Here is a 14091-nt window from a genome sequence, read left to right as displayed (position 1 = left end):
GCCAGGAGGTCCCTGTGTCCCCCTCTTACGACGTCATCGTCCTCGGCCTCGGCGGCATGGGCAGCGCCGCCGCCCACCACCTCGCCGCCCGCGGCGCCCGGGTCCTGGGCCTGGAGAAGTTCGGCCCGGTACACAACCGCGGCTCCAGCCACGGCGGTTCGCGCATCACCCGCCAGTCCTACTTCGAGGACCCTGCCTACGTTCCGCTGCTGCTGCGCTCGTACGAGCTGTACGACAAGCTGGAGCGGGACACCGGCCGTGAGATCGCCACGCTCTGCGGCGGGGTGATGATCGGCCGGCCCGACAGCCGTACCGTCAGCGGTAGTCTGCAATCCGCCCGGCAGTGGGACCTCCCGCACGAGATGCTCGATGCCAAGGAGATCCGCCGCCGGTTCCCGACCCTCACCCCGGCCGACGACGAGGTCGCGCTCTACGAGGCGCGGGCCGGGCTGGTCCGGCCGGAGTACACCGTCGCCGCCCATGTCCAGCTCGCCACCCAGGACGGCGCCGAGCTGCACTTCGAGGAGCCGGTCACCCGGTGGGAGGAGCTGCCCGGCGGCTCCGGCGTCCGCGTCCACACCCCCGAAAACACCTATACCGCAGGCCAGTTGGTGATCTGCCCGGGTGCCTGGGCGCCCCAGCTGCTCACCGACCTGGGCGTGCCGTTCACCATCGAACGGCAGGTCATGTACTGGTTCGCGCCCGAGGGTGGCACCGGGCCCTTCGTCCCCGAGCGGCATCCGATCTACATCTGGGAGGACGACCGGGGCGTTCAGATCTACGGCTTCCCGTCGATCGACGGCCCCGACGGCGGTGCCAAGGTCGCGTTCTTCCGCAAGGGCACCGTCTGCACACCGGAGACCATCGAACGCACCGTGCACGAGCACGAGGTACGCGCCATGGCCGACCAGCTCGGCCCGCGTATCCCCGCCCTGCCCGGCCGTTTCATCAAGGCCGCCACCTGCATGTACTCCAACACCCCCGACGAGCACTTCGTGATCACCCGGCACCCGGCGCACCCGGAGACCGTGACCGTCGCCTGCGGGTTCTCCGGACACGGCTTCAAGTTCGTCCCGGTGGTCGGCGAGATCGTCGCCGATCTCGCGCTGACCGGTGCCACCGCGCACCCCATCGAGCTGTTCGACCCCCGCAGGCCCGCCGCCTCGGCCGCTTGAGGAGACCGCCATGACGACCACACCCACCGAGTCCTCGCCGACGGCAGCCACCGCGCCCGCGACCGGCAGCTCCCCGAGCCTGATCGCCACCCTCGCCGGCCACTACTACACCGACCCCGAGATCTTCCGCCAGGAGCAGGAGAAGATCTTCGAGCGTCTGTGGTTCTGCGCGGTCCGCAGCGCCGACCTGGAGAAGCCCGGAGCCTTCCGTACCGTACGCATCGGCCGGGAGAGCGTACTGATCACCCGCAACCGCGCCGGTGAGCTGCGCGCCTTCCTGAACATCTGCCGGCACCGCGGCGCGCAGCTGTGCACCGAGGAGTCCGGCGAGGTCCGCCGCAACCTCCAGTGCCCCTACCACGCCTGGACCTACGACCTCGACGGCCGCCTGGTCGCCGCGCCCAACCTGCAGAAGATGCCCGACATCGACCGCACCGAGCGCGGTCTGGTCACCCTCCCGCTCCGCGAGTGGCTCGGCTATGCGTGGGTGTGCCTGGCCGACGAGCCGCCGTCCTTCGAGGACACCGTGATCGGCGCGGCCGTGGAGCGGCTGGGGGATCCGGCCGCCATCGACCGCTACCGCACCGAAGGGCTCGCCCTCGGCAAGCGCATCACCTACGACGTGCGCGCCAACTGGAAGCTCATCATCGAGAACTTCATGGAGTGCTACCACTGCGCCACCATCCACCCCGAACTCACCGATGTACTCCCGGAGTTCGCCGACGGCTTCGCCGCCCAGTACTACGTCGGCCATGGCGCGGCCTTCGCCGAGGAGGCCGCGGGATTCACCGTCGACGGCACCGAGGGCTTCGGCCGGCTCCCCGGCATCGAGGACACCCAGGACCGCCGCTACTACGCGATGACCGTCCGGCCGCAGGTGTTCGTCAACCTGGTCCCCGACCATGTCATCGTCCACCGGATGTTCCCGATGGCCGCCGACCGCACCGTCGTCGAATGCGACTGGCTGTATCTGCCCGAGATCGTCGACTCCGGCGCCGATGTCTCCAAGTCCGTCGAGCTCTTCCACCGGGTCAACGCCCAGGACTTCGACGCCTGCGAGCGCACCCAGCCGGCCATGCACTCCCGCGCCTACCGCGACGGTGGGGTGCTCGTGCCCAGCGAGCACCACATCGGCGCCTTCCACCACTGGGTCACCGACTGCCTGGAGGGCGAGCGTGCCTGATCTGTTCATCGACGGCCGCTGGCGCGCCGCGCTCACCGAGCGGACCCGCGAGATCCGCTGCCCCGCCGACGGCAGCCTGGTCGCCGTCGTCGACGAGGCCGGCGGCAAGGACTCCCTGGACGCGGTCGCCGCCGCCCGGCGCGCCTTCGACGAGGGCCCCTGGCCGCACACCCCGGACGCCGAGCGCGGCGATCTGCTGCTGCGCGTCGCCGGTCTCCTCCTGCGCGACAAGGCGGCGCTGGCCCGCGCCGAATCCCTCGACACCGGCAAACGCCTCGTCGAGAGCGAGGCCGATATCGACGACATCGCCGCCTGCTTCCGCTACTTCGGACGTCTCGCCGGCACCGAGGACGGCCGGGTGGTGGACCCGGGCGCGCCCGGTATCGACAGCCGTATCGTCCATGAACCGATCGGGGTCTGCGCCCTGATCACCCCCTGGAACTATCCGCTGCTGCAGACCGCGTGGAAGGTCGCCCCGGCGCTGGCCGCCGGCAACACCTTCGTCCTCAAGCCCAGCGAGCTCACCCCGCACACCGCCATCGCCCTGATCCGGCTGCTCCAGGAGGCCGGGCTGCCGGACGGTGTGGCCAACCTGGTCCTGGGCACCGGACCGGAGGCCGGCGCCCCGCTCGCCGACCACCCGGACGTGGACATGGTCTCCTTCACCGGAGGGCTGCTCACCGGCCGGCGGATCATGGCGGCCGCGGCCGGTACGGTCAAACGCGTCGCCCTCGAACTCGGCGGCAAGAACCCCAATATCGTCTTCGCGGACGCCGACTTCGAGACCGCCGTCGACCATGCGCTGACCGCCGTCTTCCTGCACTCCGGCCAGGTCTGCTCCGCGGGCGCCCGACTGCTCGTCGAGGACGCGCTGCACGACCGGTTCGTCGACGAGATCGTGCGCCGTGCCCGGCTCATCCGGCTCGGCGGCCCCTTCGACGAGCATGCCCGCACCGGACCGCTGATCTCGGCCGCGCACCGCGGCAAGGTCGAGGCGTATGTCGCGGCCGGGCTCGCCGAGGGCGCCGTACTGCGCTGCGGCGGCGCCCGCCCCGACGACCCCGAACTCGCCGATGGCCACTACTACTTGCCCACCGTGCTCGACGACTGCCACGCCGCCATGTCCGTGGTACGCGACGAGTCCTTCGGGCCGGTCCTGACCGTCGAGCGCTTCACCGACGAGGACGAAGCGGTACGGCTCGCCAACGACACCGTCTACGGGCTGGCCGGCGCCGTATGGACCACCGACCAGGCCAGGGCCGAGCGGGTCTCGGCCGCGCTGCGCCTGGGCACCGTATGGATCAACGACTACCACCCCTATCTGCCGCAGGCGGAATGGGGCGGTTTCAAACAGTCCGGGACCGGCCGGGAACTCGGACCCAGCGGTCTGGCGGAGTACCGCGAGATCAAACACATCTGGCGCAACACCGCCCCCACGCCGCTGCACTGGTTCGACTGAGGAGGAACGCTCGTGAAGGCAACCGACGAAGCGCCATCGCAGGACGACACGGAACTCGCCGAATTCGGCTACCGCCCCGAACTCAAGCGAACCCTCGGCAATTTCCATACCTTCGCCGCCGGCATCAGCTATATCTCCATCCTCACCGGCACCTTTCAACTCTTCTACTTCGGCTACGGGATCGGCGGCCCCGCCTACTGGTGGTCCTGGCCGATGGTCTTCGTCGGCCAGCTGATGATCGCGCTGTCCTTCGCCGAGCTGGCCGCCCGCCACCCCGTCGCCGGCTCCGTCTACAACTGGGCCAAGAAACTCGGTAATCCGCATATCGGCTGGCTGGCCGGCTGGATGATGCTGGTCGCCTCGATCGTCTCGCTCTCGGCGGTGGCGCTCGCCTACCAGCTGACCCTGCCGAAGATCTCCGCGGCCTTCCAGTTCATCGGCGACGGCACCGGGATGTACGACACCGCGACCAACGGTGTGCTGCTGGCCTCGGTCCTGATCCTTTTCACCACCCTGGTCAACGCCTTCGGCGTCAAGCTGATGGCCCGGATCAACACCGCGGGCGTCTTCATCGAGCTGCTCGCCACCGTCGCCCTGATCGTGCTGTTCGCGGTCCACGTGGTGCGCGGCCCGGACGTGGTGCTGCAGACCCACCACGCGGGCGCCGGCCAGAACATGGGCTACCTGGGCGCCTTCCTCACCGCGTCACTGGCCTCCGCCTACGTCATGTACGGCTTCGACACCGCGGCCTCGCTCGGCGAGGAGTGCCTGGACCCTTCGCGCAACGCGCCCCGCGCCATCCTCCGGGCGCTGATCGCCTCGTTCGTGCTCGGCGGGCTGATCCTGCTGCTCGCCATGATGAGCGTGAGCAGCCTGAACGGTAAGGGGCTGAGCACCGACGGACTGCAGTACGTCGTGCTGGACGTACTCGGCGACACCGGCGGCAAGGCCATGCTGTGGTGCGTACTGATCGCGGTCACCGTGTGCGCGCTGGCCGTGCACACCGCCGCCATCCGGCTCGCGTTCGCCATGTCCCGCGACAACAACCTGCCCGCCGCGTCGCTGATGGCCAAGGTCAGTCCGCGCTTCCAGACCCCCGTACTCCCCGCGGTGATCGTCGGTGTGCTCTCGCTCGGCGTCCTGGTTATCAACATCCGCCAACCGCAGATCTTCTCGGTGGTGACCAGCATCGGCATCATCATGATCTATCTGGCCTATCTGCTGGTCACCGGACCGATGCTGGTGGCCAGGCTGCGCGGCAGATGGGTGCCGGCCGGCGGCGGCAGATTCACGCTGGGCCGCTGGGGCCTGCCGGTCAATGTCCTTGCCGTCCTCTGGGGCGCCGGCATGATCGTCAACCTCGCCTGGCCCCGGGACGCGGTCTACAACGCCACTCCGCCGCACCACTGGTATCTGCGCTGGGGAGCGGTGCTGTTCGTCGGCGCCGTCGCGCTGGGCGGCTACGCCTACTACTGGTTCATCCAGCGCCATCGCACCGGTGTGCTCGCCGAACACGCCGCGCCGCAGGCCACCACCGCCTCCGAAGCCACCGCCGACACCGATACCCCCGTCACCGTCCAGGCGAACGACTGATCCCTAAGGAGGACAACTCCCCATGCTCACTGAAGAGTTCGACTATGTGATCGTCGGCGGCGGTACCGCGGGGAACGTGGTGGCTGCCCGGCTCAGCGAGGACCCCACCGTCACGGTATGCGTCCTGGAGGCCGGGCCCTCCGACGTCGGCGACGACAATGTGCTCCGTCTGGACCGCTGGATGGGCCTGCTGGAGTCCGGCTACGACTGGGACTACCCCGTCGAGCCGCAGGAGAACGGCAACAGCTTCATGCGGCACGCCCGCGCCAAGGTGCTCGGCGGCTGCTCCTCGCACAACTCCTGTATCGCCTTCTGGGCGCCGGCCGAGGACCTCGACGAGTGGGCCGCGCGGGGCTGTACGGGCTGGAGCGCGGCCGACTGCTTCCCGCTCTACCAGCGGCTGGAGAGCAACGACGCGCCCGGCGACCACCACGGCCGCAGCGGCCCGGTCACCCTGCGCACCATCAAGGGCGAGGACCCCTGCGGTACGGCCCTGCTGGCGGCCTGCGCCCAGCACGGCATCCCCACCACGCCGTTCAACACCGGCACCACCGTGATCCGCGGCGCCAACTGGTTCCAGATCAACTCGGACGAGAACAACACCCGCCAGTCCTCGTCCGTGGCATATCTGCACCCGATCATGGGCAAGCGGCCCAACTTGGAGGTCCGTACCGGAGTACGCGCCAAGCGCCTGCTGATCGACGCCGACCGCCGCTGCACCGGAGCCGAATATCTCGACCCGGATCTGATCCACACCCGTACGGTGACCGCCCGCCGCGAAACCATCGTCTCCTGCGGCTCGATCGACACCCCCAAGCTGCTGATGCTCTCCGGCATCGGCCCCGCCGAGCATCTGCGCGAGGTCGGTGTGGAGGTGCTCGTCAACTCCCCGGGCGTCGGGGAGAACCTCCAGGACCACCCCGAGGGCGTCATCATGTGGGAGGCACAACAGCCCATGGTGACCACCTCCAACCAGTGGTGGGAGATCGGCATCTTCGCCGACACCGAGCCCGGCCTGGACCGTCCGGATCTGATGTTCCACTACGGCTCCGTGCCCTTTGACATGAACACCGCCCGGTACGGCTATCCGACCTCCGAGAACGCCTTCTGCCTCACCCCGAACGTCACCCGGGCCCGCTCCCGCGGCACGGTCCGGCTGCGCACCCGTGACTTCCGCGACAAGCCGAAGGTCGACCCGCGCTACTTCACCCATGAACACGACATCCGCGTGATGACCCACGGCCTCCGGCTCGCCCGCGAGATCGCCGCGCAGCCCGCGCTCTCCGCCTGGGCCGGCGCGGAACTCGCCCCCGGCCCGGACGTCCGCACCGACGACGAGCTGCTCGACTACATCCGCACCACCCACAACACCGTCTACCACCCTTCCTCGACGGTGAAGATGGGCGCCGACGACGACGCCCTGGCGCCGCTGGACGCCCGGCTGCGGGTCAAGGGCATCGCGGGCCTACGGGTCGCCGACGGTTCGGTGATGCCGGAGCTGGTCACCGTCAACCCGTGCATCACCACCATGATGATCGGCGAGAAGTGCGCCGACCTGCTCCGGGAGGATGCGGGGTGAGGCGTTGGCCGGGTGACCTCTGTTCCGCCGTCGTGGCCGCCCGGCGCCAGGCCGTCTCCGGCCGGGAGATCGGCGAGCTGATGGAGATGCGCGGTCCGATCGAGCGCTTCGCCGCGGAGCGTACGACCGACCGGGGCACCGCACCCGTCGAGGAGATGGCCGAGATCCTGGCCGAGCAGGACGCGCTGCGCGGGGAGGACACCGTACCGCTCGGGCAACCGCCAGGACGAGGTGCTCGCCGAACACCGGCAGATCCTCGACGGCTTGGCCGCCGGGGACGCCGCGGCCGCCTGTGCGGCCATCGGCGGCCACCTCCAGGCGACCCAGCGCATCCTCCTGGCGGCCTGACCGCCGAACGGCCTTACAGGCGGCGGTTGTCCAGCACCGCCACCGCCCGCCGTACACGAGTGGTCTCCTCGGTGTCCACGTCGGCCACCAGCAGCTCCGTCGCGCTGCCCAGTTGGGCGCGTACGGTCCCGTCGGGGCCGATCAGCGCGCTGTGCCCGACGCCGGTCGGCGCCTGGGTGGGCACCTCCGGATCGGCCTGCGGATCCGGCGCGGCCTGGTCGACGGCCGCGAGCCAGACCGTCGCGTCCAGTGCGCGGGCCCGCACCAACAGGTCCCACTGCGCGCGCTTGCCCGGTCCCGCGGCCCAAGCGGCGGGCAGTACGGACACCGTCGCCCCCGCGTCGGCGTGCGCCCGGAACAGCTCGGGGAACCGCAGGTCGTAACAGGTCGCCAGGCCCACCCGGACCCCGTCGACATCGATGGTCACCACCCGGCTGCCCGGGGCGACCGTGTCGGACTCCCGGAACCCGAACGCGTCATACAGATGGATCTTGTCGTAGGAGTCCTCGACCTCGGGGCCGGTCGCCAGCAAGGTGTTGGCCACCCGCCCCTCGGCCGCCGGGGTGAACATGCCCGCCACCACCGTCACCCCCGTCTCCCGGGCAACGGCTCGCACGCCCTGGGCCCAGGGCCCGTCCAGCGGCTCGGCCACCGCCCCGAGCGGCACCCCGAACCGCACCATGGCCGCCTCGGGAAGCACCGCCAGCCGCGCCCCCTCGCGCGCCGCACGACGGACGTGGTCCTGTACCTCCGCGAGGTTCTCCTTCGGATCGGTCGATGCCGTCATCTGGCACAGCGCGATACGCATGCGGATCTCTCTTTCCCTCTTCTCTCGTGCTTCTGTTGTGCCGATCTTCCCTCGCGCCGGTCTTCTTGTGCGGCGGTTGCTGCCTTACGGGCCCGGTTCGGCCCTGCCCGGTCCCTGTCCTGGGCCGGTCCGCCTCATGCGCCGGACACGCCCGAGGCCATCCTCTCCGCCGGGCTCCCGGCTGCCCGCCAACGGGGACAGCCCGGCCCGCGGGGTGCGGGCCGGGCTGTCGTGGGCTTGCCGGTCGGGCCTTCGCGGCTCTCGGTGCGCGGCGGCGTAGATGTGCGCCCCGGTGCGGGCGCGTGGGCTCAGGCGCCGGCCGAGTTCCCGCCCGTACCGGCGATTTCCTCCGGTCGCAGCAGGGCGGCCAGCCGCTCGGCCGGCAGCAGGCCCTGTTCCAGGACCAGTTCGGCGACGCCGCGCCCGGTGGCGAGGGCCTCCTTGGCGATCGCGGTCGCGGCGGTGTAGCCGATGTGCGGGTTGAGAGCGGTGACCAGGCCGATGGAGTTCTGCACGCTGGCGAGGAGCGTCTCGGTGTTGGCGGTGATGCCCACCACGCAGCGCTCGGCGAGGGTGCGGCAGGCGGCCCCGAGATGGGTGATGCTCTCCGAGAGGGAGTGCAGGATGATCGGCTCGAAGGCGTTGAGCTGGAGCTGGCCCGCCTCGGCGGCCATGGTGATGGTGACGTCGTTGCCGATGACCTCGAAGGCGACCTGGTTGACGACCTCGGGGATCACCGGGTTGACCTTGCCGGGCATGATGCTCGAACCGGCCTGTACCGGCGGCAGATTGATCTCCGCGAGGCCCGCGCGCGGACCGGAGGACAGCAGCCGCAGATCGTTGCAGCTCTTGGAGAGCTTCACCGCGATGCGCTTGAGGACGCCGGACAGATGGACGAAGGCCCCGCAGTCCTGGGTGGCCTCGACCAGGTTGGCGGCGGTGACCAGGGGCAGGCCGGTGAGCTCGGCAAGGTGGTTGCGGGCCGCTTCGGCGTAGCCCTTGGGGGCGTTGAGGCCGGTGCCGATGGCCGTGGCACCGAGGTTGATCTCATGGATGAGCAGCGCGGCCTCGGCCAGCCGGCTCTGGTCCTCCTCCAGCATCACCGCGTACGCGGAGAACTCCTGGCCCAAGGTCATCGGCACGGCGTCCTGAAGCTGGGTGCGCCCCATCTTGAGGATCTCGCGGAACTCCTCGGCCTTGGCGGCGAAGGCCTGGCGCAGCACGGTCATCGCGTCGAGCAGCTCCCGTACGGCGATGATCGTGGCGACGTTCACCGCGGTCGGGTAGACGTCGTTCGTCGACTGGCTGAGGTTGACATGCTCGTTGGGGTGCAGATGGGCGTAGTCACCCTTTTCATGGCCGAGGATCTCCAGCGCCCGATTGGCGATCACCTCGTTGGCGTTCATGTTCGTCGAGGTGCCGGCACCGCCCTGGATGACATCGACGATGAACTGGTCGTGCAGTTGCCCGCCCGCTCGAATCTCCCGGCAGGCGGCGGCGATGGCATCGGCCCGCTCCGGGTCGAGCAGTCCGAGGTCTTCGTTGGCCCGGGCCGCGGCCTCCTTGACGGCGGCGAGCGCATTGATCAGGTGCGGGTAGGCGGCGATCGGCGTACCGGTGATGGGGAAGTTCTCCGAGGCGCGCAGGGTGTGCACGCCCCAGTACGCATCGGCGGGTATGTCGCGGTCGCCGAGCAGATCGTGTTCGCGGCGGTGGCCGGCGGCAGTCATGGTGCAGAGGGTCCTTTGTGAGGTGGGGAGGGTGGGGCGGCGGGGGGTGCGGGCGGGGAGCGGAGATGCCGCAATCGGGCGCGGGCGGTGGGGAGTTACCCGGCGTGGGTGGTCGGCGGGGCCAGTGCGCCCGCCGGCCGTAGGGTCCCGACGGTGGTGCCGCCTCCGATGACGGGCGTGGTGGCGAATGCGGCCAGCACGTCGGGGTCGACTCCGCAGTGCGCCAGGGCCGCCGCCGTCACCGGCATCCGGGCGCGGTCGGCGCCGTCGGCGATCTTCACACCGACGGCCCGCCCGTCCGGGAGCGCCGCGATCTGGACGCCTTCGAAGCCGTCCTTGGCGAGCAGCCCCGGCACCGCCCGCACCAGCCGGGCGACATCCCGGCCGCTGCCGGAGACCAGCTCCGGGTGCTCGCGCATGGCGTGCGCGACCCGGCCCTCGTCGGTGCCGGGGGCGGCCTTCGCCAGCCGGGCGGCGGCCCGGGTCAGACCGTGCAGGGAGACCGCGAACAGCGGCGCGCCGCAGCCGTCGACGGTGACGTGGGCGATGCCCTGACCGGTGAGGTCCTCCACGGCCGCGGCGATCTCCCACTGCAACGGGTGCCCCGGGTCGAGGTAGTTGTCCAGGCTCCAGCCCCGGGCGCGGGCCGTCAGCAGCATGGCGGCGTGCTTGCCCGAGCAGTTCTGCGCGAGCCGGGTGGGACCGAGGCCGCGTCCGATCCACGCGTCCCGTTCGGCGGTGCCGTACGGGAGATCGGGGACATTGCGCAGATCGTCCTCGGTCAGTCCGGAGGTGGCCAGGATGCGCCGGGCGGTGGCCAGGTGCCGTTCCTCGCCGGAGTGGCTGGCCGCGACCAGGGCCAGCGACTCGTCGTCCAGCGGCGGCAGGCCCGCGCGGAGCAGACCGACCGCCTGGACCGGCTTGAGCGCCGAGCGCGGATAGAACGCGGCCTCGATGTCGCCGGTCCGGAATTCCACGCTCCCGTCGGCCGCCAGCACCACGACCGAGCCGTGGTGGACGCCCTCGACGATGCCTCCGCGCACCACATGGGCGACGGGAACGTGGGCCGGTTCGCGGATCTCGGGCGGTGCGCCCGGAGCGCGGCGCGGCCGGGTGGTGCTGTGGTTCATGATCAGCTTTCGGTGCTTTCGTTGCGCTGGGTTGGTGCTGAGGTGTCGGTGCTCGCCGTGCTGTCAGTGCTCGTGCCGCTGTCGGCGACCGCGTAGTGGCTGTTCGCGCGTGCCGCCGCGTCCCGTACGGTCCCGACCCGGCGTCGTACCAGGAACCAGCCGCCGACCAGCGCCGCCACGATCAGCGGCAGCGACATCACGGTCGTACGGCCGGCGCCGCCGTCGGCCCACATCAGCACCAGCACCATGGCCAGGAAGGCCAGCGTCACGATCTCGGTCCAGGGCGAGCCGGGGAGCCGGTAGCCGGGGCGGACGAGCTGCCCGGCCTGCGTCTTCCGCCAGAAGAGCAGATGACAGATCATGATCATGGCCCAGGTGCTGAGGATGCCGATCGCCGCGAAGTTCAGCACGATCTCGAACGCGTCGCTCGGCACCACGTAGTTGAGGCCGACGCCCAGCACACAGACACCCGAGGTCAGCAGGATGCCGCCGTACGGAACCTGACTGCGGCTCATCAGGCCGGTGAACCGCGGCGCGGACCCGGACATCGCCATCGAGCGCAGAATGCGCCCGGTGGAGTAGAGGCCGGAGTTGAGGCTGGACATCGCGGCGGTGAGCACGACGAGGTTCATCACGCCGCCCGCGGCCGGCACCCCGACGTTGGACAGCACGGTGACGAAGGGGCTCTCGCCGGCCGAGTACGAGCTCCAGGGCAGCAGCATCGCCAGCAGGACCACCGAGCCGACGTAGAAGACGCCCACCCGCCACATGATCGAGTTGATCGCCCTCGGCATGATCTTCTCCGGCTCCGCGGTCTCGCCCGCCGTGACGCCGACCAGCTCGACCGAGGCGTAGGCGAACACCACACCCTGGATGACCAGCAGCATCGCCAGCGTCCCGGTCGGGAAGATCCCGCCGTGGTCGGCGATCAGCGCGGGGCCGGGGGAGTGGCCGGCGACCGGGTGCTGGGTGACCAGCAGGAAGATACCGATCAGCATGAAGACGACCAGCGCACCGACCTTGACGATCGCGAACCAGAATTCCAGCTCGCCGAAGATCTTCACGGAGATGAGGTTCACGGTCAGCACGACCGCGAGCGCGATCAGCGCGATCACCCACTGCGGGACATCGGAGAACATGCCCCAGTAGTGCGTATAGGTCGCCACCGCCGTGATGTCGGCGATTCCGGTGGTCGCCCAGTTCAGGAAGTACATCCAGCCCGCGACGAACGCGCCCTTCTCGCCCAGGAATTCCCGGGCGTAGGACACGAAGGCGCCGGAGGACGGCCGGTGCAGCACCAGCTCACCCAGGGCGCGCACCACGAGGAAGGCGAACAGGCCGCAGAGCGCATACGCGACGGCCAGCGACGGTCCGGCGTCGGCGAGCCGGCCGCCGGCACCGAGGAACAGCCCGGTGCCGATGGCCCCGCCGATCGCGATCATGTTGACATGCCGGGACTTGAGGGACTTCTGGTAGCCGGCGTCACCGGCGTCCACATGCCCGCCCGACTGCCGTGGCGCGGTGTCCTGCCCCGCTGCCTGCTGTTGTTGCCGTTCCGCCTGCCGGAGGGATTGCTCGCTCACGCGTGATCCTCGTCTTCCGTGGAGGGGGCCGTGCGGGGCTGTGGCCGCACGATGGTGGTCAGCGTCGTCTCGACGCGTGCGAGGTGGTGCGCCATGGCTTCCACGGCGTCGTGCTCGGAGCTGTCGACGAGCGCCTCGACGATCGCCCGGTGCTCCCGGTTCGACTGCTCGCGCCGTCCGCCGAGCTCATTGAGGAACGCCGACTGGCGGGCCAGTGCGTCGCGGATCTCCTCGATGACCCTGCGGAAGACCGGGTTGCGGGCCGCCTGGGCGACGGCGAGGTGGAAGAGGGTGTCCATCGCCACCCATGCGGTGGTGTCGGTCTCCTGTTCCATCCGCTCCAGCAGATGGGTGAGGTGGTCGAGATCCTCCGAGGTACGGCGCAGGGCCGCGTACCCGGCCACCGGGATCTCCACATGCCGACGCACCTCCAGCAGATCGCTGGACGCGTAGTCGCCGAAGGTCGGGTCGGCCACCGCGCCGTCGGAGACGACGAAGGTGCCCTTGCCGGTACGTGAGACCGTCAGCCCCATGGTCTGGAGCGCGCGCAGCGCCTCCCGGAGCACGGGTCTGCTCACTTCCAGGCGCCGGCAGAGCTCCGCCTCCGAGGGGAGCTTGTCCCCGACCGCGTAGTCGCCCCGCTCGATGGCGCCGCGCAGATGGTTCAGGACCGCTTCCATCGCGCTGATCCGTCGGGGCACATTGCCAGCTGTCTGGCTGTCTGACAGGTTCACCCCGGGATAGTCGAATCCGGCCAGGGGAGCTGTCAAGGGGTGTGACGCAGATGATGCACCCGGACGGCGATCCGGCCTTGAAGCTCCCGTGCCGTTACGTATCGTTATGCGGCTTTATGCATTGATATTGCTACTGCGTGGGCGGCCGTTCCTCGTCCCCCCGCTGCCCCTCGCCGCGGAAGTCCAGCATGTAGAAGACCTTGTCGTAGCGGCGTCCACCCATCGCGACGAAGTCGGGGAGACGCCCGTATTCGCGGAAGCCGAGCGAGCGGTACAGACGCAGCGCCCTGGCGTTGTCGGCCCGGGCGTCCAGGGTGAGGACCTCGATCCCCGCACCCCGGGCATCGGCGACCAGGGCGCCGGTCAGCGAGCGGCCGAGACCCCGGCCGTGGGCCTCGGAGGCCACCGCGAGCTTCTCCAGATCGGCGTGCTGCCGGTTGGTCGGCCGCGTATAGCGCAGCCAGTAGCCCAGCCCGACCAGCCGGCGGTCGACGTATGCGGCCCGCAGCGCCCCGTCCCCGGCCTGCGCGGCCCGCACGACGCGGTCGACGAGCTGTGCCACCTCGTCCGCCGGGGGCGGGTCGACCCAGCCGAGCGGCGCACCGCCGCGGACCAGGTCCGCGAGTATCCGGTGCGCCGACTCGGCGAAGCGCGCCGACAGCTCCGGGTCGGCGGTCAGCCGGTGGGCGTCGAGAATGTCGGGCTCGGTGCCGGGGTTGCCGGTCATCGCTGGGTTCATGATCGGCAGCCTAGAGCCCGGCCCCGGGCT

The 14091-nt window shown here is 70.4% G+C and carries 11 protein-coding genes and 1 pseudogene; 6 read left to right on the top strand and 6 right to left on the bottom strand.

All coding sequences use genetic code 11. From position 1 onward, the window contains the following. The first annotated feature begins 14 nt into the window (after positions 1–14). The 6 genes and pseudogenes from solA to KI385_RS05890 all read left to right on the top strand — a co-directional run. The gene (solA, locus tag KI385_RS05915) at positions 15–1175 is read left to right on the top strand and encodes an N-methyl-L-tryptophan oxidase (protein ID WP_238571168.1); all 1161 of its coding nucleotides are present in this window, start codon (positions 15–17) and stop codon (positions 1173–1175) included. 10 nt (positions 1176–1185) lie between these two features. Beyond that, a complete protein-coding gene (locus KI385_RS05910; protein WP_238571167.1) occupies positions 1186–2358 on the top strand; it encodes an aromatic ring-hydroxylating oxygenase subunit alpha in 1173 nt (390 codons plus the stop codon). Next, on the top strand, positions 2351–3817 hold the full coding sequence (locus KI385_RS05905; RefSeq protein ID WP_238571166.1) for an aldehyde dehydrogenase family protein: 1467 nt from the start codon (positions 2351–2353) through the stop codon (positions 3815–3817). Before KI385_RS05910 ends, KI385_RS05905 begins: the two co-directional genes overlap by 8 nt. A gap of 12 nt (positions 3818–3829) precedes the next feature. Further along, entirely contained in the window at positions 3830–5410 is a 1581-nt protein-coding gene (locus tag KI385_RS05900) for an APC family permease (protein ID WP_238571165.1), read from the top strand. Between the two features lie 22 nt (positions 5411–5432). Continuing rightward, positions 5433–6989, top strand: a complete 1557-nt coding sequence (locus tag KI385_RS05895; RefSeq protein WP_238571164.1) for a GMC family oxidoreductase — start codon at positions 5433–5435, stop codon at positions 6987–6989. Between the two features lie 228 nt (positions 6990–7217). After that, positions 7218–7337: pseudogene (locus KI385_RS05890) on the top strand (GntR family transcriptional regulator); the annotation flags it as partial. Positions 7338–7350: 13 nt separating this feature from the next. Here KI385_RS05890 and KI385_RS05885 read toward each other — a convergent pair. The 6 genes from KI385_RS05885 to KI385_RS05860 all read right to left on the bottom strand — a co-directional run bounded on the left by KI385_RS05885 (position 7351) and on the right by KI385_RS05860 (position 14061). Beyond that, positions 7351–8145 carry a carbon-nitrogen hydrolase family protein gene (locus KI385_RS05885; protein WP_238571162.1) on the bottom strand — a complete coding sequence of 265 codons (795 nt, stop codon included), beginning with the start codon at positions 8143–8145 and terminating at the stop codon, positions 7351–7353. A 308-nt stretch (positions 8146–8453) separates the two neighbouring features. After that, entirely contained in the window at positions 8454–9875 is a 1422-nt protein-coding gene (aspA, locus tag KI385_RS05880) for an aspartate ammonia-lyase (RefSeq protein ID WP_238571161.1), read from the bottom strand. Between the two features lie 95 nt (positions 9876–9970). Further along, positions 9971–11005: an asparaginase gene (locus KI385_RS05875; protein WP_238571160.1), complete on the bottom strand. Its 1035-nt coding sequence runs from the start codon at positions 11003–11005 to the stop codon at positions 9971–9973. Positions 11006–11007: 2 nt separating this feature from the next. Continuing rightward, entirely contained in the window at positions 11008–12588 is a 1581-nt protein-coding gene (locus KI385_RS05870; RefSeq protein WP_425356873.1) for an amino acid permease, read from the bottom strand. Beyond that, complete coding sequence (locus KI385_RS05865) at positions 12585–13322, bottom strand: FadR/GntR family transcriptional regulator (RefSeq protein WP_238571159.1); 738 nt, start codon at positions 13320–13322, stop codon at positions 12585–12587. Before KI385_RS05865 ends, KI385_RS05870 begins: the two co-directional genes overlap by 4 nt. Positions 13323–13452: 130 nt before the next feature. Further along, positions 13453–14061 (bottom strand): GNAT family N-acetyltransferase, encoded by a 609-nt coding sequence (locus KI385_RS05860; RefSeq protein ID WP_238571158.1) that lies wholly within the window; start codon positions 14059–14061, stop codon positions 13453–13455. Positions 14062–14091 lie beyond the last annotated feature (30 nt).

This window comes from Streptomyces inhibens (assembly GCF_022221585.1).
GTDB classification, from domain to species: domain Bacteria; phylum Actinomycetota; class Actinomycetes; order Streptomycetales; family Streptomycetaceae; genus Streptomyces; species Streptomyces inhibens.
The sequence above is the reverse complement of the archived record's forward strand: the minus strand, read 5'-3'. Positions and strand labels throughout refer to the sequence as shown.